Source organism: Embleya sp. NPDC020886, from assembly GCF_044333915.1.
In the GTDB taxonomy this organism is placed as follows: domain Bacteria; phylum Actinomycetota; class Actinomycetes; order Streptomycetales; family Streptomycetaceae; genus Embleya.
In genome coordinates this window covers 315,307-338,953 of record NZ_JBIRRX010000001.1, presented here as the reverse complement: position 1 = coordinate 338,953, position 23,647 = coordinate 315,307, and the positions used below count along the sequence as shown (strand labels likewise).

Sequence of the window (23,647 nt, the reverse complement as noted above, 5' to 3'; positions counted from 1 at the left end):
GGCTACCTGCTCGTGGCCAGGCCGCGCTGGCGCAGCACCAGGCGTTCGACGGGGGTGAAGACCAGCATCTCGATGCCGATCCCCACGATCAGGATCATGAAGACCGCGGTCAACATCATCGGCATGTCGCCCAGATCACGGCCCTGGTCCATCAACTGGCCCAGCCCCGACCCCAACTCCGGTCCGGCGGCGATCAGTTCGGCGGCCATCAGCGAGCGCCAGGAAAACGCCCAGCCCTGCTTGAGGCCGGCCACGTAGCCGGGCAGCGACGCGGGCAGCATCACGTGCCACACGCTGTTGAAGCCGCGGGCGCCGAGCACCCGACCGGCCCGCAGGTACAGCGGCGGGATCTGGTCGATCCCGGCCACCAGGCCGTTGGCGATCGAGGGCACCGCGCCCAGCAGCACGACCGCGTAGATCGCGCTGTTGTTCAGGCCGAACCAGATCACCGCCGGCGGCACCCAGGCCACCGAGGGCAGCGACTGCAGACCGGACAGGATCGGGCCGATCGCGGCCCGGATCCAGCTCACCCGGGCCACGATCAGGCCCAGCGGCGTGCCGATCGCGACCGCGATGAGGAAGCCCAGGATGCCTCGGGAGAGGCTGGTCCACAGGATGTCGAAGACGGTGCCCTTCTTCCACTGCACCATGAACGCGTCCCACACGTCCTGTGGGCTGGGCAGCGCGTAGCGGGGCTTGATCTCCATCGAGTAGGCGATCTGCCACACGGCCAGCACCAGCAGAATCGCGACGACCGGCGGAAGCACCTTCTCCAGCAGCACGCGGGAGAAGGGCTTGCGCTCCTTCTCGTAGCTCTCCAGGGCGTCCAGGCCGGCCTCGAGCCCGGCCAGGTCCTCCTCGGCGTGCCGGTCCGCGGCGTCGGCGCCTATCTCGGGGTCGGTCTTCGTCAGATCAGGCGCGGCCATGGCGGCGGATCTCCCCTCTCAACTGGTCGGTGATCTCGACGGACAGCTCGGACACGCCGGTGGATTCGATCCGGCGCGGCTGCGGGATGTCGATGGTCCACTCCCGGGCGATCCGGCCCGGGCGCGAGGACATCAGCACCACCCGCTGGGCGAGCCGGACCGCCTCGCGCACGTTGTGCGTCACGAACACCACCGAGCGGCCGGTCTCCGCCCAGATCCGGGTCAGTTCGTCGTGCAGCACGTCCCGGGTGATCGCGTCCAGCGCGGCGAACGGCTCGTCCATCAGCAGCAGATCGCCGGCCTGGGCGAGCGCGCGGGCCAGGGCCACCCGCTGGCGCATGCCGCCGGACAGTTCGTGCACACGCTTGTCGTGCGCGCCGCCCAGGCGGACCAGCTCCAGCAGCTCGTTCGCCTCGGCCCGACGCCGATCGCGCGGCACACCGCGCAGTTTCAGGGCCAGTTCGATGTTCTTGCCCGCAGTCAGCCACGGGAACAGCGCGTGGTCCTGGAACATCAGCGCGGGGCGGTCGCCGGTGACCTCGATGGTGCCCGAGGTGGGCCGGTCCAGGTCGGCGATCAGGTTGAGCAGGGTGGACTTCCCGCAGCCCGACGCGCCCAGGAGGCAGACGAACTCGCCCGGGGCGACGGTCAGGTCGATGCCGTCCAGGACGGGCGTGCCGCCGCCTCGGCCGAAGACCTTGGTGACCTGGTCGAGGCGGACCGCGTAGCCGGTCTCGACGGGGGTCGTGGCCGTGGGCGTGGCCTCGCTGATGGTCTGGGTCATGTCCGGATCACCTCTCTCGGTGGGCGCGTCGGGCGGGAAGTGCTCGGCCGGGCGCGGTGGCCCGGGCGGAAAGCGGCGCGAACGCTACTTCTTCGGGCCCAGACCCCCGTCGCTCACCGGGGGCTTGCCGGCGGCGGCGAGGACCTTGTTCAGGATGGTCAGGTCGTAGATGCCGTGGATGTCGAGCTTCTTGGTCACGCCGACCGCGACGCCGTCGTCGGAGAGCTTTTGCAGCGAGGCCGCGAGCGGGTCGTTGGTGATCGCGATGTTGGGCCAGGACGCGTCGAGCACGTTCTGCGCGAGCGGCTTGCCGGCGAACTCGGTGATCTTGGCGTTGACCGCGGCCTTGGCCTTGTCCTGGTTGTTCGCGGCCCAGTCGTTCGCGGCGACCTGGCCCTTGAGCAGCGCCTCGACGGTGTCCGGGTGCTCCTTGAGGAACTTGGTGGACACGATCAGGTCGGTGGTGACGAACTTGCCTTCCGGCCACAGCGTGCGCTCGTCCACGAGCACCTTGGCGCCCGCCTCCAGGACGAGTCGGGTGGCCCAGGGCTCGGGCAGCCAGGCGCCGTCCAGGTCGCCCTTCTGGAACGCGGCCAGGGTCTGCGCGTTGTCGGTGGGCACCACGCTCACGTCGCCCTTGCCGGAGGTGTCCACGTTGTAGCCGGCCTTCTTCAGCCAGGCCCGCAGCGCCACGTCCTGGGTGCCGCCGAGCTGCGGCGAGGCGATCTTCTTGCCCTTGAGGTCGGCGGGCAGGTTGATGCCCGGCTTGACCACCAGGGACGCGCCGCCGGAGGTGGCGCCCGCCACGATCCGCAACAACTCGCCGTTGGTGCTGGTGAACCCGGAGATGGACGGGTTCGGGCCGATGTAGGTCGCGTCGATCGAGCCGCCCTTGAGCGCCTCGATCGCGGCCGGTCCGGCGTTGAAGACCTGCGGCTTGATCTCGGTGGTCCCCAGCTCCTTCGCGAAGAAGCCCTCGCCCAGACCGATCAGCGGCGTCGCGTGCGTGACGTTGGCGAAGAAGCCGAGTCGGATCTGCGAGGCCGAGGTGCCGGCCTTGGCGCCGCCGGAAGCCGGGGCCGCGCCCGCGGCCGGCGCCTTGTTCTTGTCGTCCTTCTTGTCCTCGCCGTAGCCGCACGCGGACAACGCGAGCAGCGGCAGGAGGAGGGCGGCAACGAAGCCGGTACGTGTCGATCTGCGACGGTTTGTCCTGAAAACGGACATGCGGGGACCTTCCCTCGGGCCCGCGCGTTGTGCGCGGGCCGGGATGACGTGTGTGTGGTGGACGGCGGCGGGCGATGTCACGGGTGGGACTGACGGAGCGTCAACAGCGGGTCGTCAGACCCGCGATCGAGTCAGCCCTGACATCGACCCGGCGCGGCGAACGCGGCGCCGGCCATGCCGGCGGTGAGCGTCGAGCCGTCGGCCTCGTCGATCAACAGGAAGGAACCGGTGCGCCGCCCGACGGCGTAGTCGTCGAGCGCGAGCGGTTGGGCCGTGCGCAGGACGACCCGGGCGATGTCGTTGGCGCGCAGCTCGTTCAGGTGCTGCTCGTGACCCAGCACGCCCTCGATCGGGGCGTTCAGGTCCAGGCGGTAGGCGATGTCCTTGACGATCGCCTTGACCGTGCGGGTGGTGTGCTTGAGCAGGACCCGGTCGCCGGTGCGCAGCGGGCGGTCGGCCACGTGGCACACGGTGGCCTCGACGTCCTGGGTGGGCCGGGGCGCCGAGTCGACCGGCGCGATCAGGTCGCCGCGCGAGATGTCCACGTCGTCGGCCAGCCGCAGGGTGACCGACTCGCCCTGCCGGGCCTGGCGTACCGCGACGCCGAGCCGGTCGATGCCCGCGACCGAGGTGCGCTGTCCGGACGGCAGCACCACGACCTCGTCGCCCTCCCGGAACACCCCGGAGGCGATCTGGCCGGCGTAGCCGCGATAGTCGCGGTACTCGTCGTCCGACTGCGGACGCAGCACGTACTGCACCGGGAAACGCGCGGGCTCCAGCGTCGGGTCGGTCTCCACCGGCACCGTCTCCAGGTACTCCAGCAGCGTCGGCCCGGAGAACCAGTCCATGTGCGGGCTGGGGTCCACCACGTTGTCGCCGCGCAGCGCGGAGACCGGGATCGAGCGCACGTCCGGCACGCCCAACGCCTTGGCGTACTCGGTGAACGTGTTGGCGACCTCGGCGAAGCGCTCCTCGCTGTAGTCGACCAGGTCCATCTTGTTGACCGCGAGCACCACGTGCGGCACCCGCAGCAGCGCCGCGACGGCCGCGTGCCGACGGGTCTGCTCGACCACGCCGTTGCGCGCGTCCACCAGCACCACGGCCAGCTCGGCGGTGGAGGCGCCGGTGACCATGTTGCGCGTGTACTGCACGTGGCCCGGCGTGTCGGCGAGGATGAACCGGCGCTTGGCGGTGGCGAAGTAGCGGTACGCGACGTCGATGGTGATGCCCTGCTCGCGCTCGGCCCGCAGCCCGTCGGTGAGCAGCGCGAGGTCGGCCTCCTCCTGGCCGCGCTCGTTGCTGACCCGGGTGACCGCCTCGAGCTGGTCGGTCAGCACCGACTTGGAGTCGTGCAGCAGCCGGCCCACCAGGGTGGACTTGCCGTCGTCGACGGAACCGGCGGTGGCCAGCCGGAGCAGACCCACCCGCTCGTCCGCGACCGACAACGCGTCCGGGGAAATCTCGGAAGTCCCACTCATGGCTAGAAGTACCCCTCGCGCTTGCGGTCCTCCATCGCGGCTTCGGACATCTTGTCGTCCGCGCGCGTGGCCCCTCGTTCGGTCAGCCTGCTCACTGCGATCTCGGCGATCACGTCCGCCACCGTCGTGGCGGGGGAGTCGACGGCGCCGGTGCAACTCATGTCGCCGACCGTGCGGTAGCGCACCACGCGCCGCACGACCTCCTCGTCGGCCCTGGGCCCGCCCCACTCGCCGGGCGAGAGCCACATCCCGCTGCGTTCGAAGACGTCCCGCTCGTGCGAGAAGTAGATCTGCGGCAGCGCGATCGCCTCCCGCTCGATGTACTGCCACACGTCCAGCTCGGTCCAGTTCGAGATCGGGAACACCCGCACGTGCTCACCCACGCGGTGCCGGCCGTTGTACAACTGCCACAGCTCGGGCCGCTGCCGGCGCGGATCCCAGGCGCCGAACTCGTCGCGCAGCGAGAACACCCGCTCCTTCGCGCGGGCCTTCTCCTCGTCGCGCCGGCCGCCGCCGAACACCGCGTCGAAGCGGTTGGACTCGATCGCCTCCAGCAGCGGGACGGTCTGCAACGGGTTGCGGGTGCCGTCCGGACGCTCGCGCAGCCGGCCGTTGTCGATGAAGTCCTGCACCTTGGCCACGTGCAGCCGCAGGTTGTGCTCGGCCACCACCCGGTCGCGATACTCGATGACCTCCGGGAAATTGTGTCCGGTATCGACATGCAGGAGCGCGAAGGGGACCGGCGCCGGCCAGAACGCCTTGCGCGCCAGATGCAGCATCACGATCGAGTCCTTGCCACCGGAGAACAGGATCACCGGCTTCTCGAACTCGCCCGCCACCTCGCGGAAGATGTGCACGGACTCGGCTTCCAACGCGTCCAGGTGGGTCAGGGCTCCGGGTGCGGTGCCCTTGTCGATCGTCGTGGTCACGCCAACCCCTCCTTCGTCTTCGTCGAGCACGGTGCCGTGGTGCGTATCGGGCCGCTCATGTGTGGATCCCGCACTCGGTCTTGCCGTTGCCGGCCCACCGGCCGGCGCGGGCGTCCTCGCCGGGGGCCACCCGCCGGGTGCAGGGCGCGCAGCCGATCGAGGCGTAGCCGTCCATCAGCAGCGGGTTGGTCAGCACCCCGTGCTCGGCCACGTAGGCGTCCACGTCGTCCTGCGTCCAGCGGGCGATCGGGGCGACCTTGACCTTGCGCCGGCGCGCGTCCCAGGACACCACCGGGGTGTTCGCCCGGCTCGGCGAGTCGTCCCGGCGCAACCCGGTGGCCCAGGCGCGGTAGTTCGTCAGCGACCGCTCCAACGGCGCCACCTTGCGCATCGCGCAACACGCGTCGGGGTCGCGATCGTGCAGGGCCGCGCCGTACTCGGCGTCCTGCTCCGCAACGGTCAGCTGGGGGTGCACGGTGATCACATTGACGTCGTAGACCGCCGCGACCGCGTCCCGGGTGCCGATGGTCTCGGGGAAGTGGTAGCCGGTGTCCAGGAAGACCACATCCACCCCGGGCGCCACCCGCGAGGCCAGGTGCGCGACCACGGCGTCCTCCATCGAGGACGTCACGCACCAGGCCGGGCCGAACCGCTCGTGCGTCCAGGCCAGGATCTCCGACGCGCTCGCGTCCTCCAGTTCGAGGCCGGCGCGCTGCGCGAGCGCTTCGAGATCGGTGCTCTCGGTGACGGTCATCGCTCCTCCTCCGGTGTGCTCGACGGGGTTCGTGCGGGGGCGTCCGAGGTGTTGCCGGGGCTTGCCGGGCCGGGCTTCTCGGCGAACACCAGGCCCAGGAACTTCAGCGAGAACGCCCGCCGGCAGGCCGAGCACAGCCAGGTGCCGTGTCCCTCCTCGTGCGGACGAAGATCCTCGTCGCCGCAGAAGGGGCAGTAGAACGGGACGGCCCGCTGACCCGGCTCGGCGCCACCGGCGGCGCTCACGACAGGTCCGCGTCGGCCGCGCGCACGGCCCACTGGGCGAAGCGCTCGCCCTCGGTGCGCTGCTCCTCGAAGCGGCGCAACACGCGCTCGATGTAGTCGGCCAGGCCCGCCGAAGTGACCTTGAGGCCGCGGATCTTGCGCCCGAAGCCGGGGTCCAGGCCCAGCCCGCCGCCCAGGTGCACCTGGTAGCCCTCGACCTGTGCGCCGTCGTCGTCCAGCACCAACTGACCCTTGAGGCCGATGTCGGCGACCTGGATCCGGGCGCACGCGTTGGGGCAACCGTTGATGTTGATGGTGATCGGCTGGTCGAAGCCCGGCAGCCGCTGCTCCAGTTCGTCGATCAGCCGGATCCCGCGGCCCTTGGTCTCCACGATCGCCAGCTTGCAGAACTCGATGCCGGTGCAGGCCATCGTGCCGCGTCGGAACGGGCTCGGGTCCACCCGCAGGCCGAGCGCCTCCAGGCCCTCCTTGAGCGAGGCGACCTGCTCCTCGGCGACGTCCAGGATGAGCATCTTCTGCTCGACCGTGGTGCGCACCCGGTCCGAGCCGTGCCGCTCGGCGAGGTCGGCGATCTTGCCGAGGGTGGCACCGTCGACCCGGCCCACCCGCGGCGCGAAGCCGACGTAGAAGCCGCCGCCCTTTTGCGGCCGCACGCCCACGTGGTCGCGCCACACCTGCGCGGGCGCCTCGGGGGCGGGACCGTCGATCAACTTGCGCTCGAGGTACTCGCTCTCCAGCACCTCGCGGAAGCGCTCCGGCCCCCAGTCGGCGACCAGGAACTTCAGCCGCGCGCGGTTGCGCAGCCGGCGGTAGCCGTAGTCGCGGAAGATCGAGATGACGCCTTCCCAGACCTGCGGCACCTCCTCCAGCGGGACCCAGGTGCCCAGTCGCACCGCGAGCTTGGGGTTGGTGGACAACCCGCCACCGACCCACACGTCGAAGCCGGGGCCGAACTCGGGGTGCACGACGCCGACGAAGGAGACGTCGTTGATCTCGTGCGCGACGTCCAGCAGCGGCGATCCGGAGATCGCGGTCTTGAACTTGCGCGGCAGGTTCGAGTATTCGGGCTTGCCGATGTACAGCCGGTTGATCTCGTCGATCGCCCAGGTGCCGTCGATGATCTCGTCCTCGGCGACGCCGGCCACCGGCGAGCCGAGCACCACGCGCGGGGTGTCGCCGCACGCCTCGGTGGTGGACAGGCCGACGGCCTCCAGGATCCGCCAGATCTCCGGAACGTCCTCGATCCGGATCCAGTGGAACTGCACGTTCTGTCGGTCGGTGACGTCCGCGGTGCCGCGGCCGAACCGCTCGGAGACCTCGGCGATGGCCCGCAGTTGGGCCAGGTTCAGCCGGCCGCCGTCCACCCGCACGCGCAGCATGAAGTATTCGTCGTCGAGCTCGTGCGGCTCCAGCACACCGGTCTTGCCGCCGTCGATCCCGGGCTTGCGCTGCGTGTACAGGCCCCACCAACGCATCCGACCGCGCAGGTCGTTGGGGTCGATCGAGGAGAAGCCGCGATGGGCGTAGACATTCTCGATGCGCGCGCGCACATTGAGACCGTCGTCGTCCTTCTTGAACTGCTCGTTCCCGTTGAGCGGCTCGTGATGGCCGAGGGCCCACTGCCCCTCGCCGCGATGGCGAGCGGTCTTGCGGGCGCGGGGACCGCTGCCGGCGGTGTCGGTAGTGGCGGCCATGGGGAGCGTCCTCCGGGCGGATCGGTGGGGGACGCACGGGGGAGCATCCGGCCGCACCCTCGCCGGACCGGCCGTGAGAGTCGTGGTGCCGGTGCGACCGCGCGCCCGGCAGACAGGTGCAACGGGCGGGTCGTCAGACCGGCGAACAGACGGCGCTGGACATGCGTCCGAGGTCGACGTGGAGTCGACCTACGAGAGCAATACCGGCGCGTGACATGTCGCAAAGATTGACATGGTGACGGAAAGCCGTCCATCACTGTCCGAGATGCGAACGCCCATCTCACATGTCGAACACGCGTGCCCACATGTTGAGATAAGCTGATCTTCCACACCGGCCGCGGCATGGATCGTCGCCGCGGTTGGTTACGGTACGGGGGGTCGGATTCCGTTACCCCGGACGGTATGCGGCCCACGCACCACAGTGGACGAGGAGCTGATGGGTATGCCAGGCGAGGTTCTGGGCGCGCCCCGGCGCAGAACACGTTCCGTATGCACGGTCGAATCGGCCGCGGGATCCACCTCCGAGCGGCCGGAGCCGCGTCGTGAGGAAGCGGTCGAGACGCTGCGCTACGCCCTCAACGGTTTCCTCTCCGCGATCCGCGCCGATCGTGCCGGGCAGGCCGGCCCCCTCGACGTCGATGCCGACGGTACCCGCTATCGGCTGCTCGCCGCGCTCGCCGACGAACTCGACCTCGACAACGAGCGGCTGGCCCGCGTGCTCGGCCTGTCCGGATCGGCCGTGCGCGACCTGCTCGACGTGCACGGGCGCGAGGGCCTGGTCGAGGCGGTGCGCGCCGGGCGCGGACGAGGCGGCTCGGTGGTGCGACTGACCCCCGCCGGCCGGCGTGAGCTGTACCGGCTCGACGCACTGTTCCGGGAGAGCTGGGAGAGCGCGTTCGCCGACCTGCCGGCCGAGGAACTGCGCACTGCGGCCCGGGTGCTCAGCAGGCTCTCCGGGGTGCTGGTGGCCGGCCGCTGACCGGCCGGGACCCCCGGCGCCGGCGAGTCGGCGCCACCCTTGCCCGAAGGTGGAAATCACCCGGACGGCGACTTGGCGAATGCCGGGCCCCCGGCCGGATACCTTAAAGGGGTGGCAGCGGACTACCAACAACGACCTCGTCTGCGAGGGGCCGGTCGCATCCGGTTGCGGAGCGCACTGTGGCGGATACTCCGCGAGACGGTGATCTCCTGCTTCAACCACCGGGTGACCGGCCTGGCCGCCGAGGCCGGGTTCTTCATGCTGCTCTCGCTGCCCCCGCTGCTGCTCGGGCTCGCCGGCACCGTCGGCTACCTGCACGGCATGATCGGCGGCAGCACCGTCAACGACCTCAAGGCCGACATCGTCAAGGCCGCCGGGTCGGTGCTCTCCAGCAAGAGCACCGAGCAGGTGGTGGTGCCCCTGGTCAACGACGTGTTCGACTCCGGGCGCGCGGACATCATCTCGGCCGGCTTCCTGATCGCCCTGTGGTCCGGCTCGCGCGCGCTCAACGTCTACGTCGACACCATCACGATCATGTACGGCCTGTCCGGCAAGCGCGGCATCGTGCGCACCCGGCTGCTCTCCTTCACCCTCTACGTGGTCGGCCTGCTGCTCGGGATGTTCCTGATCCCGCTCCTGGTGGCCGGCCCCGAGCTGGTGGTCAAGGCGTTCCCGCACTTCGCCGGGACCGTGCACATCCTGTACTGGCCGGTCCTGGTGGTGTTGTCGGTCTGCTTCCTGACCTCGCTCTATCACGTGTCGGTGCCGGTGCGAACGCCGTGGCGCGAGGACATACCGGGCGCGCTGGTCGCGCTGCTCCTGTGCATCGTCGGCAGCTTCCTGCTGCGCGTCTACCTCGCCACCACCATCGACGGCCCCACCGTCTACGGCTCGCTGGCGGCCCCGGTCGCGGTCATGGTGTGGATGTACTTCGCGGCCATGGCCGTATTGATCGGCGCGGCCGTCAACGCCGCGATCGACCAGGTGTGGCCCAGCCAGGAGACCGCGCAGGCGCGGGCCGAGCGGGACAAGGAGAAGGCCGCCGAGGAGATCGCCGCGGCCATGGAGCACCTGCGCTCGGGTCGCCACCGCGGCAACCCCGGCGACTGGACGCCGTTGTCGGACGAGCACGACGAGATGGAGGACACCGTCATCCACGGCGAACTCCCCGACATCGCCGAGCCGCCGTCCGAATTCCCCGAGCGCTGGGCGATCCACGCGCGCGACGCCAAACGCAGCGACCCGGGCACGGTCAACGGCCGGACCAACGGTGCCCGCCGCGCCGCCGATCCGCCCCGGATGCCGTCCCGCCCGCCGCGCCCCCCGGGTCCGCCGCCCACCAACGGCCAGCAACCGCCGAGCCTGCACATGCCGGCCGGACAGGAACTGCCCGGCCTGCCGCTGGACGACACCGCGTGGCCGCCGCGGCCGAGTCGGCCGGTGATCGGCGAGCAGGAACACGCTCGACGCGACCGGTCGTGATGGCCTAGGCTTTGCGGGTGGCCCTTGGGCCCGCACAGTGCTCGAGAGCGCGGCCCGAGGCCGCACGGAACAGGTGGGAGGTGGATGTCGTGAACACGACCTTGATGACGGTCGCCCGGACGGGCTGGACCTCATTCCACTTCTCCACCTCTCGGATTCGCACCGCGTAGCCGCGCCACGTCGTTCGTCGTGACGGCGCGCAGGTCGGCGGATCCGCCCCTCGAAGGGCCACCGGCTTGTCTTCCCAGCAGCACCACGCTTCCCGCAGCACCCCCGCTTCTTCGCACACCCCTGTCGCATCGCCCTCCGACGTCCTCGCCGCCTACGGCTGGGACGCGGACCGCGACACCGAATTCGCCCCCTACCGCGGCCACGGCCTGATCCCCGGACGGATCGCCCGGGTGGACCGTTCGTTGTGCGAGGTGGTCACCGCCGACGGCACCGTGCGGGCCGCGCACGGCGCCGGCGAACTGCCGTGCACAGGCGACTGGGCCGCACTGGAGTTGCCCGACGACGGCCGCGAGGCCTTCGTCGCCGCCCTGTTGGAGCGCCGGACCGCGCTGGTGCGCTCGCAGGCCTCCGGGCGCTCGGCGGGCCAGGTCCTCGCGGTCAACGTCGACCTGATCGGCGCCGCCGTCCCGTTGGACGTCGCGCCCGACCTCGGCCGCCTGGAGCGGCTGCTCACGCTCGCGTGGGAGAGCGGAGCCCGGCCGTTGGTGATCCTCACCAAGGCCGACCTCGCGGCGGACGCCGAGGATCTGCGCACCGACGTCGAGGCGGTGGCGATGGGCGTGGACGTCGTGGTCGCCAGCGCGCTCACCGGCGAGGGCCTGGACGTCCTGGACGCCTACACCGCCGGACAGACGGTGGCGCTGATCGGCACCTCCGGCGCCGGCAAGTCCACGCTCACCAACGCGCTCGCGGGCGCCGAGGTGACCTCGGTCCAGGACGTGCGCGGCGACGGCAAGGGCCGGCACACCACCACGTGGCGCGAGTTGGTGCCGCTGCCCAACGGCGGTGTGCTCGTGGACACCCCGGGCATGCGCGGCGTCGGCATGTACGACGTCGGGGAGGGCCTGGATCGCACCTTCGCCGACATCGACGCCCTGGTCGAGGACTGCCGCTTCGCCGACTGCACGCACGACAGTGAACCCGGCTGCGCGGTGCTCGCCGCGATCGAGGCGGGCGACCTGCCACAGCGCCGACTGGACAGCTATCGCAAGCTGCTCCGGGAGGCACGCTGGATCGCCTCGCGCGAGGACCACCGCATCCGGGCCGAACGGGCCCGGGAGTGGAAGCTGATCCACAAGGAGATGCGCCGCTCGCCGTCGCCGAAGAAGTGATGAAGGGTCGGGGGTGGGCGCGGCCCACCCCCGACCGTCGGTCGTGCGTCGGTCAGCGCCGCCTTCCCCGGGCGGGCGGTACCGGGTCGACGCCGCCGCCCCCGGGGCGGCAGCGGATGAGGCGACGGGCGGTCAGGTACGTCCCCCGGACCGCGCCGTGCCGGTGCAGGGCCTTCTTGCCGTAGGTCGAACACGACGGGGTGAAGGCGCAGCGCGGTGGGGTCTGCGGACTGATCTCGGTGCGGTAGCGCTCGACGGCGGCGCCGAGTCGGCGGGCGGGCGGGCCACCGCGTGGGCGGAGCAGGCTGGTCAGGGTGATCCACACCAGGCGCAGCGAGAAGAGGCTGAGCAGGCAGACGTCGCAGCCGCAGTCGTTGCCACCACGACCGCTGCCGCTGCTTCCTCCACTGCCGCTTCCTCCGCTGCTGCCGCTTCCGCCACCACCACCGTTTCCGCCGCCGCCGAAGCAGCCACCGCGGTCTCCACCGCCCGAGCCGCGGCCGCCGGAGCCGCCGCTTCCCCCGGAGCCGCCGCTTCCGCCGCCGGATCCGCCGCCACCGAACAGCCCCCCGTCGCCGCCACCGGAGATGTCGTTGACGGCGTCGGCGCCGTCCGCGAGGTCCTCGCGGCGGTCGCGGCGGCGTTGACGTTCCTCCTCTTCCTCGCGGAGTCGGCGATGCCGTTCCTCGGGCGTCTCGCCGGGTCCACCCACGCCCTCCCCGAACAGGGGATGCGGTTCCGGTGGCGGTTGGGTCATGGTGGTGCTCCCCGTGTTCCGGATCTATGTTCGGGGCAATCTACCGGGACCCGTTCGGCGCCGTTCGGGTCTCCCGGCCCACCTCAGGAGGCACCCGCATGGCCAAGGCACCCGCGTTCGATCCGATGGACCCGCTGGGCATCGACGATCTGCTCGACCCCGAGGACAAGGCGATCCGGGACACCGTGCGCCGGTTCTGCGCCGACCGGGTCACGCCGTACGTGGCCGAGTGGTTCGAGCGCGGCGCGTTGCCGGACGTGCGGGAACTGGCGCGTGGGCTGGGCGGGATCGGCGTGCTCGGGATGACCCTGGAGGGCTACGGCTGCGCCGGGACCAGCGCCGTGCAGTACGGCCTGGCCTGCCTGGAACTGGAGGCGTGCGACTCGGGGTTGCGCTCGCTGGTGTCGGTCCAGGGCTCGCTGGCGATGTTCGCGATCCACCGCTTCGGCAGCGAGGAGCAGCGGCGCACGTGGCTGCCCCGACTGGCCGCCGGCGAGGCGCTGGGTTGTTACGGCCTGACCGAGCCCGACCACGGTTCGGATCCGGCGTCGATGCGCACGCACGCCAAGCGCGACGGCGACGACTGGGTGCTCAGCGGTCGCAAGATGTGGATCACCAACGGTTCGGTGGCCGATGTCGCGGTGATCTGGGCGCAGACCGAGGACGGCGTGCGCGGCTTCGTGGTGCCCACCGACACCGCCGGGTTCGCGGCCCACGACATCAAGCACAAGATGTCCCTGCGCGCGTCGATCACCAGCGAACTGACGCTGGACGAGGTACGGCTGCCGGCCGACGCGGTGTTGCCCGACGTGGTGGGCATGCGCGGTCCGCTGACGTGTCTGGGCGAGGCCCGGTACGGCATCGTGTGGGGCTCGGTCGGCGCGGCGCGCTCGTGCTTCGAGTCCGCGCTGGACTACGCCCGTACGCGTGAGCAGTTCGGCCGGCCGATCGGTGGGTTCCAGTTGACCCAGGCCAAGCTGGCGGACATGGCGGTGGAGATCGGCAAGGCGCACCTGCTCGCGCTGCACCTGGGCCGGCGCAAGGACGCGGGCGCGGTGCGGCCGGAGCAGATCAGCTTCGGCAAGCTCAACAACGTCCGCGAGGCGATCGCGATCGCCCGCCAGGCGCGCACGATCCTGGGCGCGAACGGCATCTCGCTGGAGTACCCGGTGATTCGACACATGAACAACCTGGAGTCGGTGCTGACCTACGAGGGCACCTCCGAGATGCACACCCTGGTCATCGGCAAGGCACTCACCGGGTTGGACGCCTTCCACTGACCCCGACTCCCCCCGGGAGCTCCCGTCGTGGCCTCGGGCGCCGTTTGTCCGGCCCCGGCCAGGGCAGACGTCTGCTCGGCCGGATGCCGCACGGGCCCGGCCGTCAAGACACTCCGCACCGTATGTATGGGGGGATCACGACATGTCGGCGTCAGCCTCCATGGCGGAATCGGGTCGGGAAGCCAAGGCCGCGGGGCGGCAGGCCGCCGACAGCAGGGTGCTGGTCGGCCTTGCCAAGGCGGGCCTCGCCGCGCGCGGGCTGTTGTACATCCTCGTCGGCGTCATCGCCGTACGGATCGCCGTCGGGGGCAAGAACCAGGAGGCCGACCGCGGCGGTGCCGTCGAGGAGATCGGCGCCAAGCCGTTCGGCGAGGCGATGTTGTGGGCGCTGGTCGTCGCGCTGATCGGGATGTGCCTGTGGCGGCTGGTCGAGGCCGTGTTCGGGCAGGCCGTGCCGGATGGCGGCAAGGCGGGCAAACGCCTGATGTCGCTGGGCCGGGCGATCTTCTACGGCTTCGTGGTCGCCTCGCTGATCCGCACCCTCACCGCGAGCGACGCGGGCCGGGACCAGGGCCAGGGGCAGGGCGGCAGCAGCAACAAGACCTCGAAGGACCTCACCGCCAAGGCGTTGGAGTGGTCCGGCGGCCGATACCTGGTCGGCCTGGCCGGGGCGGTGTTGCTCGGCGTCGGGATCGGGATGGCGGTGCGATACGCGCTGCGCAGGTTCCGGGAGAAGTTGAACACCGGGCGGATGAGCCCGATGCAACGTCGCGTGGTGGATGTGCTCGGGGTGGTCGGCGGGATCAGCCGAGGCGTGGTGTTCGGCGCGGCCGGGGTGTTCGTGGTGGTGGCCGCGGTGAAGTTCGACCCGGATCGGGCCAAGGGGGTCGACGAGACGTTGCGCTCGTTCGCCGACACACCGGTGGGGCCCGCGCTGCTCGTGGTGATCGCGCTGGGCCTGGCGGTGTTCGGGCTGTATTCGCTGGCTGAGGCGTTGTGGCGGCGGGTGCGCTGAGGCGGGCTATCCCCGGCCGTCCTTGCGCAGGGTGACCCGGATGCTCTTGCCCGCACCGCCCGGCAGCACGTCGATGTGGCCACCGAGTTCGGCCACCATCAACTTGACGATCATCAGCCCCCGGCCGTCCTCGGCGTCGGGGCCGGTGTCCAGGAGCGCGTGCGGGCGGAACGGGTGGTCGTCGGCGACCTCCAGGCGCAGTTCGGCGCCGCTGTGCGAGGCGGTGATCCGGATCCGCTCGGTGCGGATCGCGGCGTGCCGGACCGCGTTGGAGGTCAGCTCGGTGGCGACCAGGAGCATGGTGTCCTCGATCTCCTCGGCCACCCCCCAGGCGCGTAACAGGTCGCGGAGGCGGTGTCGGACCTCGGGTACGCCGGCGACAGTGGGTGCGATGGTCCAGCGCACGAACACCGGGCCGAGCCGGTGTTCGGGGTGGCTGTCGTGCCGGGTCTCCGTCGAGGCACGCCGGTCGTGTCGGGCGCGGGCGCGGGACCGCCCGACGGCGGTCACGGATGACTCGACGCGTGGTACGCGGCCGGGACGGTGATCGACTGGGGCGGATGGTGTGCTGCACGTGCGGGGGAGGGCATCCCGGTGTCCTTCGCTTCGTTCACTGCGTTCGCGGGTGGTCTTGCCAGGCGTTCGCAGTGTGCGGTGGCGAATCGTGCTTGTGGCGTGCTTTTCCGGGTGTGATCCGTAATGGTTCGGTAAGCGACACTTCATCTCGACTTTGGGTCCGGTTCGGACCCTGTTCGGACTCGGGATCAATCCCCGGTCGAGCGCCGCAGTCGTTTGATCTCACCGCGATGGTGCTTGTTGCGCAGCCTGCGCTCGCGCATTCCGCGCGAGGGTTTGGTCGGCCGGCGCGGCGGCGGGGGCGGGGCGGTGGCCTCGACCAGGATGTCGATCAGTCGGCGCACCGCGCTTTGGCGGTTCATCAATTGGGAGCGCTGTTCGGACGAGGCCACGGTGAGCACACCGTCCACCAGCCGCCCTTCCAGCCGGAGCAGGGCACGTTCCTTGAGCACGTCGGGCAGCACCGTGCTGGCGCCCAGGTCGAAGGACACCTCGGCCCGGCTGTCGGTGGTGTTCACCGACTGTCCACCGGGTCCGGAGGAGCGCGAGAACCGCCACGACAGCTCGGCGGCGGGTATCACCACGCCGCGAATGTCGAGATCTGTCGTCATACGGACATGATCCCGCGTCGCACGGCCTCGGGTCGACCCGGTTTTCGAGGGCCCCGCCGGATGCTTTCCCGGCTCCGGATGGAGAGGATCGGGGCATGAGTGCCGACACGAACGCGGACGAGACGAAGACATACGGTTCCTGGCCTTCGCCGATCACGGCCGAGCGCTTGGTGGAAGGGGCCGCGAACCCCGGTGGGATCCGGGCCGACGGCGAGGATGTGTGGTGGGCGGAGGGCCGGCCGTCCGAAGGTGGTCGGATCCAACTGGTGCGACTACGACCGGGCGGATCTCCCGAGGACGTGTTGCCGGAGGGCTTCTCGGCCCGCACCCGCGTGCACGAGTACGGCGGCGGCGCCTGGACGGTGCGCGCGGGCCTGCTGGTCTTCGCGAACTGGACCGACCAGCGGCTGTACCGCCTGGGCCCGGACGACGCGGCGCCGGTGCCGATCACCGCGGAGCCCGAGACCGAGGCGGGTCTGCGCTACGCCGATTGCACGATCGTGCCGGCGGGGCAGTGGGGGCCGGGGGAGTGGCTGGTCGCGGTGCGCGAGAGCCACGAACCGGCCGCGGTCAAGGCGCACGGCGAGGCGGTCAACGAGATCGTCGCGCTGCCGCTGGACGGCCTCGGCGGTGAGCGGGTCCTGGTCACCGGCCCGGACTTCGTGTCCTCGCCGTGCCCGGCCGCGGACGGATCGGCGTTGGCCTGGACCCAGTGGTCGCATCCGGACATGCCGTGGGACGCGGCCGAACTGATGGTCGCGGCGATCGAGGCCGGGCCGGTGCCGACCGGCGCGCAGGCGGTCGCCGGCGGCGGGCGCGAGTCGGTGGTCCAGCCCGAGTGGGGACCGGACGGCGCGCTGTGGTTCGCTTCGGACCGCACCGACTGGTGGAACCTGTACCGGGTCGGGGCGGGTGGCCAGGTCGAGGCGGTGGCCCCGGTCGAGGCGGAGATCGGCGGTCCGCAGTGGGTCTTCGGCGACCGTTTCTACGCCTTCCTCGACGACGGCCGGATCGCCTGCTCGGTCAACTCCGGCGGGTTCGTGCACCTGGGCCTGGTCGATCCGGCTCGCCCGGAGCAGCCGCCCGCGCGGGTGGAGACCGGGCTGACCTGGTTGTCCGACCTGGCCGCGGTGCCCGGCGGGGTGTTGCTGGTGGGCGGCGGCCCGGACGACGAGGACGCGCCGCGGCGGATCCGGCTCGCGGCCGGTGCGCCGACCGCGTTGCAGATCGAACGACTGCGGCCCGCCCGGGAGTTCGATTTCGACGCGCGGTGGTTCAGTGCACCGCAGCCGATCGAGTTCGAGTCCGCGGCCGGCCGCACCGCGCACGCGCTGCTGTACCTGCCGAAGAACCCGGACGTCCGGGCGCCCGAGGGCGCGCTGCCGCCGCTGATCGTGTCGATCCACGGCGGCCCGACCGCGCAGGCGTCGGCGGTGCTCAACCTGCGGATCCAGTACTGGACCAGCCGGGGCTTCGCGGTCGCCGACGTCAACTACGGCGGCAGCACCGGCTACGGACGTCCGTACCGCAACCTGCTGTACGACTCGTGGGGCATCGTCGACGTCGAGGACTGCACGGCGGTGGCCCGCCATCTCGCCGACCAAGGCGTGGTGGACGGCGCCGAGTTGGCCATCCGCGGCGGTTCGGCCGGCGGGTACACCACGCTGGCCGCGCTCGTGGCGGGCGATGTCTTCACCGCCGGTGCGAGTCACTTCGGCGTCGCCGACATCGCGGCCCTCGCGCAGCACACCCACAAGTTCGAATCCCGCTACCTGGACCGCCTGGTGGGCCCGTACCCGGAGGCCGAGGCGGTGTATCGGGACCGGTCGCCGATCAACCACACCGAGCACCTGTCCAGCCCGCTCGCGGTCTTCCAGGGCCTGGAGGACCAGGTGGTCCCGCCGGCCCAGGCCGAGCTGATCGTGGCCGCGCTGAAGGAGAAGCAACTCCCTTACGTCTACCTGGCGTTCGAGGGCGAACAGCACGGCTTCCGACGCTCGGAGAACATCATCCGCGCGCTGGAGGCCGAACTGTGGTTCTACGGCCGGGTCTTCGGCTTCGACCCGGCGGACGAGATCGAGGCCCCGCCGGGCGGCGGCTTCTGAGTCGACCACGCGTCGAATGCGCGAACAGCCCCGCCCGGCCGAGGGATCTCGGCCGGGCGGGGCTGCTTCGTCATGGTCGGGAACGCCCTCGGGGTGTCCGTCGGGCGGGTGCGCGGCTACCAGAAGCCGGGTGCCGCCTGCCACGCGTCGTTGGGGCTGTCGAAGCCGCCGTCGGTGCGCGCGGTGAACAGGAACGCCGTGGTGGCGCCGTTTTGGTAGTTGTACATGATCGAGATGTCGTCGCGACCGTCGGCGTTCTGGTCACCGGTCACCGGCAGGCCGGCGCTGATGCCCCACCACCCGCCTTCGGCCGTGTCCCACGACTTCACGTCGGCCTGGAGGCCGCCGCTGCCGTCGGGCTTGCCGAGGAAGGTGAACAGCGCGGAGTGGCCGTTGCCGTAGTCGTACATCGCCGCGGCGTCGGCCTTGCCGTCGCCGTTGTAGTCGCCGCTGGTGAGCTTGACCCGGGACCAGTCCCAGTTGCCGGGGTCGGTGCGCCAGGATTCGAACGGGACGTCGAAGCCGCCGTCCGGCCGGGCGAGGATGGTGTGGAAGGCGACGGCGCCGCTGTAGTAGCCGTACATGCCCGCGATGTCGTCGCGGCCGTCGCCGTTGTAGTCGCCCACGACGTACTTGGCGCTGTTCCAGTACCAGTTGCCGGGGTTCGAGCGCCAACTCGCGAACGAATCGTTGAAGGTGCCGTCCGGCTTGGCGATCCACGTGTAGGCGCCGGTCGAGCCGCCGCCGTGGTCGTAGAGCATGGCGGTGTCGTCGCGGCCGTCGCCGTTGAAGTCGCCGGCGAGGAAGACGGCCTTGCTCCAGTCCCAGTTGCCCGGGCCCACATAGGCGCTGTCGACACCGTCGGCGAAGGTGCCGTCGGGCTTGGCGAGGAAGGTGAACAGCCGGTTGCTGCCGTCCCCGTAGCCGTAGAGGCCGGCCACGTCGTCGCGGCCGTCGCCGTTGAAGTCGCCGGTGACCCACTTGGTGCTCTCGTAGCGCATCCAGCCGACATGCGCGGTCCAGGCGTTGAACGGCGCGTTGTAGCCGCCCCCCGGCCGGGCGATCAGGGTGTGGAAGGCGCTGGTGTCGTTGCCGTAGTTGTAGACGGTGAGCAGGTCGGCCCGCCCGTCGCCGTTGAAGTCGCCCGACAGGTCGGTGCGCAGGTCGGCGGTGCGATCCTCCGGGTGGTGGTCGAGGTAGGCGCCGGTGGTCGGGTTCAGCCGGATGTAGCCGCCCTGGAAGCTGACCCGGCGGTCGCCGTTGTGGACGGTGAACTCGTCGGTCACGGGGTAGCCGAGGTAGCCCTGCTCCCACTGGAGCGAGGCCCACTTGGCGCGGATCGGGCCGCGCACGGACCAGGCTTCACCGGTGCCGGCGTTCCAGTAGATCGAGGCGCTGTTGCCGCTCTCGGAGAGCTTGCGGAAATGGTTGTAGCGGCCGGTGTTGCCGGGCACTGCGGATTCGTCCGTGGTCGGGAAGCCGAGCTCGGCCGGACCACCGAGGGCGAGGTACTTCTCGTAGATGCCGCCGTGGATGGACCAGGTGCCCAGTTCCGGCGTCGAGTAGATCGCGCCGTAACCACCGCTGCCCTGGAAGGTGGCGACCTGCGCCGAGCCGATGCCGATCGTGTGATCGTCGTCGGTGGGGTAGCCCATTTCACCGGTTTCCCAACCGAGCGCCTCCCACTTGTCGCGAATCGCGCCGGACACCGACTTGGCCCCGGTGGTCGAGTGCCAATAGATCGACCAGTACGTGCCGTTGGGCCGCTTGAGGTGGGCGTAGCGGCCGACCAGGTCGGGGGCGACCTTCATGTCGGCGACCGGATAGCCGCGGGTGGCCGCGTCGGCGGCGCGGTACTTGGTCAGCACCGGGCCGCACAGTTGGAACTGGGCGCCGCCGGCGGCGCCGAAGGACTCGCATTCCGACCAGGGGGTGCCCGGCGCGACCGAGCGGGCGGCGCCGAACGCGGAGCCGCCGGTCAGGGCGCGGCCCGGAAACTCGACGATCTTGCCGGTCGCGTCCTGCGCCCACAGGTCGGCGAAGCCGTCCTTCTCGTAGTCCCCGTCGGAGGACACCAGCTCGTAGGCGTCGCCGGTGAAGCCGCTGCCGATCGAGGTGGTGCGCACCGTCGGGTCGGTGTAGACGGTCAGGTCCAGCTCGGTCGGGTTGCCGTCCGTGGCGCTGTCGGTGGTCTTGCGCCGGCTGGTGTACTGGTGGATCTTGCCGGTGCTCTTGTCCCGGGCCCAGATCTCCGGCAGGCCGTCGGCGTTCAGGTCGCCCGGGGCGATCAGGGTCATGTTCGCCCAGTCGGCATTGCCCAGGGAAATCGCGTCGAAGCGCTGGTCCAGGGTCCCGGCCGGGTTGCCGAGGTAGAGCCAGAGGTTGGCTCCCTCCTGCACCAGCAGGTCGGGGTAGTCGGTCGCGTCGATGCCGTTCGGCGTGGCGCTGTCGTCGTTGACGCTGTTGATCACCAGGATCTGGCGGGCCGCGCCCCAATGGTCGTTGGTGTCGGGCTTTTTGACCCTGAGTGTGATGCGCGTGCTGTCACTCGGCTCCAGCGAACCGTCGCCGCGTCCGCGATACACGTAGAGCCGTTTGCGCTCGTTGTCCGGGGCCTGTTGCAGCGCGACCAGATCCTCGTAGTAGTCCGCGTTCCAGGTGCCCCGGTGTGCGAGAGAGACGGTGCCGGCGAAGGAACCGCCACCGGCCGACACGGGCGCCCCGAAGGTGCCGTCACCCTGGCCCGGGCGCGCGTCCACGCCTTTGGTGCTCGCGTTGAGGTTCCACAGGTCGATGTTGCCGTCGCCGTTGAGGTCGCCCGGCTTGTCCCGGTCGGGGGAACGCTTGGCGTAGTACAGGTGGTTCCGCACGTCGGAGAGGTTGCCCGCGAGGTCGACGCTGCGCACGTAGAGATGGTTGGGGCCGGTGATGGTCGGCTTGAAGGTGATGCTCGCCGGGCCGCCCTGGCCGGCCGCGGCGACCTCGCGGACCATCGGGTCGCTGTCGGTCCACCACCGGTACTTCACGATGTCGGTGACGCCGTTGGCGGTGAAATTGAAGGTGCCGGTGGTGCGGACCGGGGTCGGGTTGTCCGGGTTGTTCGCGGGGAACTCCGGCGAGGAGACGTTGGGCAGCTCGCTGGGCCGGTTGCGGTCGACGGTGAACAGGCACTGGCCGGCCCACCGGCTGTCGACGAAGCCGTCGGACACCCGGACATCCCAGCGGTAGGTGCCGTCCAGCGCGGTGGCGTCGATCTCGGCGGCGGCGATGGTGCCGCGGCTGACACCGCGCTTGATCACGGTCGGGCCGGTGTTCGCGCCGTCCTTCCAGTAGTGGAATTCGGCCGTGAGGTTGTTGTCCTCGGCGTCGTCCACCCGGGCGTAGAGCGTGACCCGGTCCGTGGTGCCGATGACGCCGCCGGCGCAGGGGGTGGAGGGGTCGGTCGTCCGGTCCGACGGGGTGGCCGGCGGGGTGTTGTACTCGGTGCTGATCACCGTCGCGTCCGGCGCGAACGTGCGCCAGGACACGTCGACCGTGTCGTAGCGGGACTTCAGGCCGAGGGTCCAGGAATTCCAGTGACTGCGCGCGGCCTCGTCGACGGCCGAGGTCACGTTGACCTCGATCTTCTTCTCGTTGCCCCCGGGGCAGTTACGGCCACCGTAGGACTCGTCGACGCTGCCGACCATGCGGTCCCAGCTCGGCTGGTTGTTCCACGTGGTCTGCTTCGAGATGCTCGCGGTGTCCCAGACTTCGAGTTCGCCCGACTTGCAGTCCCACGCGCCGGGGCGGATCTGTTCGAGGCTCAGCACCGACTTGATGATCTGCTTGTCCCACAGGTCGGACATGCCGACCTGGAAGAATGTCTTGGCGCAGACGACCGCGTTGCCCAAGTCGCCGTCCCTGGAACAACCCACCCGCCCATACTTCTTCGGCATCGTGCCGCCGTTCCAGTAACTGGTGGAGGCGGAGCCGGCGATGGCGTTGTGCTTGTAGGCGAGGGTCCAGGCGAACTTCCAGTCGTCGCGCCAGACCGGGTCGATGACGACCGGGAATTTGGTGTCGGCGGCGGTCAACAGGCCCTGGTCGGGGGTGAGTTCCAGGGTCTTGCCGGTGAGTTTGACGCCGAGATCGGCGTGCTTGGCACCGGGGTCGAAGCCGTCGGTGGGGTCGGCGGGGGGATCGTTCTCGGGCGTGATCGCCGCCGAGGTACGGGCTTCGGCGGGCGCCTGGGCGGTCGCCGGCGGCGGATCGTTTCGGCCGGCCGCCCACATCTGCGGCTTGGGCGCGGTGAACACGGCCTGGCCGGTGGGGTCGAGGGCGCGGAGTTCGCCGGCCGTGCCCTCGACGATGTTCAGTCCGGTGGCGTCCAGGCCGAACTTCAGCGTGGCCAGGGCGGGATTCTTGGCCGCCTCCGGGGTCTTGACCACGACGTAGTGGGCGAAGTCGTCCACGTTGGCGACGACCTTGAGGTCGACGCCGGGCAGTACCTCGGGGTAGGTCGCGGAGTCGCCCTCGACCACGGGCTTGGGCAGCGCGGTCGGCCAGGACAGCGCGATCCTGCGGCCGCCCTTGGTGAGTTCGGCCAGCGGGCCGTTGCCGCCCGGGGAGAAGGTCAGGCCCATCATCGCGGCCTTGGGCGCGAGGCGACCACCCTGGACGGGGGCCAGGGTGTCGTCGGCCGGGACCAGGGTGCCGCCGCGCCATACCCGCACCGGGCGGGTCGCGCTCTCCAGGGTGAACGTGCCGCTCGGGTTGGCCCAGACCTGGTCGGTCTCGGTACGGAGCGCGACGACCTCGACGCGTTGGCCGCTCTGCTTGGCCTTGGCGGACGCGGCCGTGCGCTCGTCGGCCTGCTTTTCGGCCTCGGTGCGGGTGTCGGCCTGGGGCGTCTTGTCGGTGGGGGCGACCTGCGGCATGGGCGCGCCGGTCGCCGGTACGGCGGTGATCAGACCGGCGGACAGGGCCGCCGCGATCACCCAGACCGCAGCTTTTCGCCGCGGGTGACCCGCGGAGCGTGCGGGTCGTATCGATGAATTCATGCTGCTTTCCGGGGTCGGAGTGGGGGTTGACGATGCGACCCGGCCGGACGCGGGGAGCGAGCCGATCGGGTCGCGGGCCGCCCGGCGCGCAGTGGGCCGGACGGGGGCTTGGTGGGGGACCGTCGGGGACGGTCGGGGGTCGGGGCGATGCGCGTTCGTCGCGGTGGCCGAATTCGATTGCTCGGAGGTCGGGCACCGCGGGCTCGCGTGCGGGTCGCCGGCGCGCACGCGGGGTGTGCGGGCACCGGTGTCCGGTCGGCCGAGGTGTGCCGAATGGTGTCCGAATTGACCGGGATCGAAGTGTCCGATAATGCCCCGGTAATCGACCGTGGCTCCATATTCCGGATCGGACGGGCCGTATCCGATGCGCGTCTTGTCGATGAATTCATAGTGGCTTCCGCGGACGATGGGAGCGGCTGTATTGGA

19 protein-coding genes are annotated in these 23,647 nt (G+C 70.8%); 6 read left to right on the top strand and 13 right to left on the bottom strand.

The window, feature by feature from the left end:
* Positions 1-2: 2 nt before the first annotated feature.
* The 9 genes from ACH4U8_RS01440 to ACH4U8_RS01400 form a co-directional block, all read right to left on the bottom strand.
* Positions 3-926, bottom strand: coding sequence for an ABC transporter permease (locus ACH4U8_RS01440; RefSeq protein ID WP_395775512.1), 924 nt, complete (start codon positions 924-926; stop codon positions 3-5).
* Positions 913-1,710: an ABC transporter ATP-binding protein gene (locus ACH4U8_RS01435; protein WP_360317713.1), complete on the bottom strand. Its 798-nt coding sequence runs from the start codon at positions 1,708-1,710 to the stop codon at positions 913-915. The genes ACH4U8_RS01440 and ACH4U8_RS01435 overlap by 14 nt, the downstream gene beginning before the upstream one ends.
* 84 nt (positions 1,711-1,794) lie before the next feature.
* Positions 1,795-2,934, bottom strand: a complete 1,140-nt coding sequence (locus ACH4U8_RS01430; RefSeq protein ID WP_395775511.1) for an ABC transporter substrate-binding protein — start codon at positions 2,932-2,934, stop codon at positions 1,795-1,797.
* A 131-nt stretch (positions 2,935-3,065) separates the two neighbouring features.
* Positions 3,066-4,412, bottom strand: coding sequence for a GTP-binding protein (locus tag ACH4U8_RS01425; RefSeq protein WP_360317717.1), 1,347 nt, complete (start codon positions 4,410-4,412; stop codon positions 3,066-3,068).
* A gap of 2 nt (positions 4,413-4,414) precedes the next feature.
* The gene (gene cysD / locus ACH4U8_RS01420; RefSeq protein ID WP_360317719.1) at positions 4,415-5,341 is read right to left on the bottom strand and encodes a sulfate adenylyltransferase subunit CysD; all 927 of its coding nucleotides are present in this window, start codon (positions 5,339-5,341) and stop codon (positions 4,415-4,417) included.
* A 55-nt stretch (positions 5,342-5,396) separates the two neighbouring features.
* Positions 5,397-6,095 carry a phosphoadenylyl-sulfate reductase gene (locus ACH4U8_RS01415; RefSeq protein ID WP_360317721.1) on the bottom strand — a complete coding sequence of 233 codons (699 nt, stop codon included), beginning with the start codon at positions 6,093-6,095 and terminating at the stop codon, positions 5,397-5,399.
* A complete protein-coding gene (locus ACH4U8_RS01410) occupies positions 6,092-6,340 on the bottom strand; it encodes a hypothetical protein (RefSeq protein WP_395775510.1) in 249 nt (82 codons plus the stop codon). Before ACH4U8_RS01410 ends, ACH4U8_RS01415 begins: the two co-directional genes overlap by 4 nt.
* Positions 6,337-8,034 carry a nitrite/sulfite reductase gene (locus tag ACH4U8_RS01405; RefSeq protein WP_395775509.1) on the bottom strand — a complete coding sequence of 566 codons (1,698 nt, stop codon included), beginning with the start codon at positions 8,032-8,034 and terminating at the stop codon, positions 6,337-6,339. Before ACH4U8_RS01405 ends, ACH4U8_RS01410 begins: the two co-directional genes overlap by 4 nt.
* A gap of 133 nt (positions 8,035-8,167) precedes the next feature.
* Positions 8,168-8,251 carry a putative leader peptide gene (locus tag ACH4U8_RS01400; RefSeq protein ID WP_355541009.1) on the bottom strand — a complete coding sequence of 28 codons (84 nt, stop codon included), beginning with the start codon at positions 8,249-8,251 and terminating at the stop codon, positions 8,168-8,170.
* A gap of 225 nt (positions 8,252-8,476) precedes the next feature.
* Between ACH4U8_RS01400 and ACH4U8_RS01395 the strand changes: the two genes are divergently transcribed.
* The 3 genes from ACH4U8_RS01395 to rsgA all read left to right on the top strand — a co-directional run bounded on the left by ACH4U8_RS01395 (position 8,477) and on the right by rsgA (position 11,838).
* Entirely contained in the window at positions 8,477-9,013 is a 537-nt protein-coding gene (locus ACH4U8_RS01395) for a MarR family winged helix-turn-helix transcriptional regulator (RefSeq protein WP_360317727.1), read from the top strand.
* A gap of 111 nt (positions 9,014-9,124) precedes the next feature.
* Positions 9,125-10,495, top strand: coding sequence for a YihY/virulence factor BrkB family protein (locus ACH4U8_RS01390; RefSeq protein ID WP_360317729.1), 1,371 nt, complete (start codon positions 9,125-9,127; stop codon positions 10,493-10,495).
* A 236-nt stretch (positions 10,496-10,731) separates the two neighbouring features.
* The gene (rsgA, locus tag ACH4U8_RS01385; protein ID WP_395775508.1) at positions 10,732-11,838 is read left to right on the top strand and encodes a ribosome small subunit-dependent GTPase A; all 1,107 of its coding nucleotides are present in this window, start codon (positions 10,732-10,734) and stop codon (positions 11,836-11,838) included.
* A 52-nt stretch (positions 11,839-11,890) separates the two neighbouring features.
* Here rsgA and yidD read toward each other — a convergent pair whose 3' ends face one another.
* Complete coding sequence (gene yidD, locus ACH4U8_RS01380) at positions 11,891-12,595, bottom strand: membrane protein insertion efficiency factor YidD (protein ID WP_395775507.1); 705 nt, start codon at positions 12,593-12,595, stop codon at positions 11,891-11,893.
* Positions 12,596-12,693: 98 nt separating this feature from the next.
* On the opposite strand from yidD, the gene ACH4U8_RS01375 reads away from it, so the two are divergent.
* Positions 12,694-13,875: an acyl-CoA dehydrogenase family protein gene (locus tag ACH4U8_RS01375; protein WP_395775506.1), complete on the top strand. Its 1,182-nt coding sequence runs from the start codon at positions 12,694-12,696 to the stop codon at positions 13,873-13,875.
* Positions 13,876-14,017: 142 nt separating this feature from the next.
* Complete coding sequence (locus tag ACH4U8_RS01370) at positions 14,018-14,890, top strand: DUF1206 domain-containing protein (protein ID WP_360317737.1); 873 nt, start codon at positions 14,018-14,020, stop codon at positions 14,888-14,890.
* 6 nt (positions 14,891-14,896) lie between these two features.
* On the opposite strand, the gene ACH4U8_RS01365 is transcribed toward ACH4U8_RS01370, so the two are convergent.
* Both ACH4U8_RS01365 and arfB read right to left on the bottom strand, forming a co-directional pair.
* A complete protein-coding gene (locus ACH4U8_RS01365; RefSeq protein WP_360317740.1) occupies positions 14,897-15,400 on the bottom strand; it encodes an ATP-binding protein in 504 nt (167 codons plus the stop codon).
* A gap of 254 nt (positions 15,401-15,654) precedes the next feature.
* A complete protein-coding gene (arfB, locus tag ACH4U8_RS01360) occupies positions 15,655-16,077 on the bottom strand; it encodes an alternative ribosome rescue aminoacyl-tRNA hydrolase ArfB (RefSeq protein ID WP_360317743.1) in 423 nt (140 codons plus the stop codon).
* A 95-nt stretch (positions 16,078-16,172) separates the two neighbouring features.
* Here arfB and ACH4U8_RS01355 point away from each other — a divergent pair, with 95 nt between their 5' ends.
* On the top strand, positions 16,173-18,182 hold the full coding sequence (locus ACH4U8_RS01355; RefSeq protein WP_379992450.1) for a prolyl oligopeptidase family serine peptidase: 2,010 nt from the start codon (positions 16,173-16,175) through the stop codon (positions 18,180-18,182).
* 116 nt (positions 18,183-18,298) lie between these two features.
* Here ACH4U8_RS01355 and ACH4U8_RS01350 read toward each other — a convergent pair whose 3' ends face one another.
* Positions 18,299-23,158 carry an FG-GAP-like repeat-containing protein gene (locus ACH4U8_RS01350; protein ID WP_395775505.1) on the bottom strand — a complete coding sequence of 1,620 codons (4,860 nt, stop codon included), beginning with the start codon at positions 23,156-23,158 and terminating at the stop codon, positions 18,299-18,301.
* Positions 23,159-23,647: the final 489 nt, after the last annotated feature.

Bases quoted from the DNA above. Each gene is read 5' to 3' on its own strand.
- ACH4U8_RS01440 (WP_395775512.1), bottom strand. From the start codon at position 926: ATGGCCGCGCCTGATCTGACGAAGACCGACCCCGAGATAGGCGCCGAC.
- ACH4U8_RS01435 (WP_360317713.1), bottom strand. From the start codon at position 1,710: ATGACCCAGACCATCAGCGAGGCCACGCCCACGGCCACGACCCCCGTC.
- ACH4U8_RS01430 (WP_395775511.1), bottom strand. From the start codon at position 2,934: ATGTCCGTTTTCAGGACAAACCGTCGCAGATCGACACGTACCGGCTTC.
- ACH4U8_RS01425 (WP_360317717.1), bottom strand. From the start codon at position 4,412: ATGAGTGGGACTTCCGAGATTTCCCCGGACGCGTTGTCGGTCGCGGAC.
- ACH4U8_RS01415 (WP_360317721.1), bottom strand. From the start codon at position 6,095: ATGACCGTCACCGAGAGCACCGATCTCGAAGCGCTCGCGCAGCGCGCC.
- ACH4U8_RS01405 (WP_395775509.1), bottom strand. From the start codon at position 8,034: ATGGCCGCCACTACCGACACCGCCGGCAGCGGTCCCCGCGCCCGCAAG.
- ACH4U8_RS01400 (WP_355541009.1), bottom strand. From the start codon at position 8,251: ATGTCACGCGCCGGTATTGCTCTCGTAGGTCGACTCCACGTCGACCTC.
- ACH4U8_RS01395 (WP_360317727.1), top strand. From the start codon at position 8,477: ATGCCAGGCGAGGTTCTGGGCGCGCCCCGGCGCAGAACACGTTCCGTA.
- yidD (WP_395775507.1), bottom strand. From the start codon at position 12,595: ATGACCCAACCGCCACCGGAACCGCATCCCCTGTTCGGGGAGGGCGTG.
- ACH4U8_RS01375 (WP_395775506.1), top strand. From the start codon at position 12,694: ATGGCCAAGGCACCCGCGTTCGATCCGATGGACCCGCTGGGCATCGAC.
- ACH4U8_RS01370 (WP_360317737.1), top strand. From the start codon at position 14,018: ATGTCGGCGTCAGCCTCCATGGCGGAATCGGGTCGGGAAGCCAAGGCC.
- arfB (WP_360317743.1), bottom strand. From the start codon at position 16,077: ATGACGACAGATCTCGACATTCGCGGCGTGGTGATACCCGCCGCCGAG.
- ACH4U8_RS01355 (WP_379992450.1), top strand. From the start codon at position 16,173: ATGAGTGCCGACACGAACGCGGACGAGACGAAGACATACGGTTCCTGG.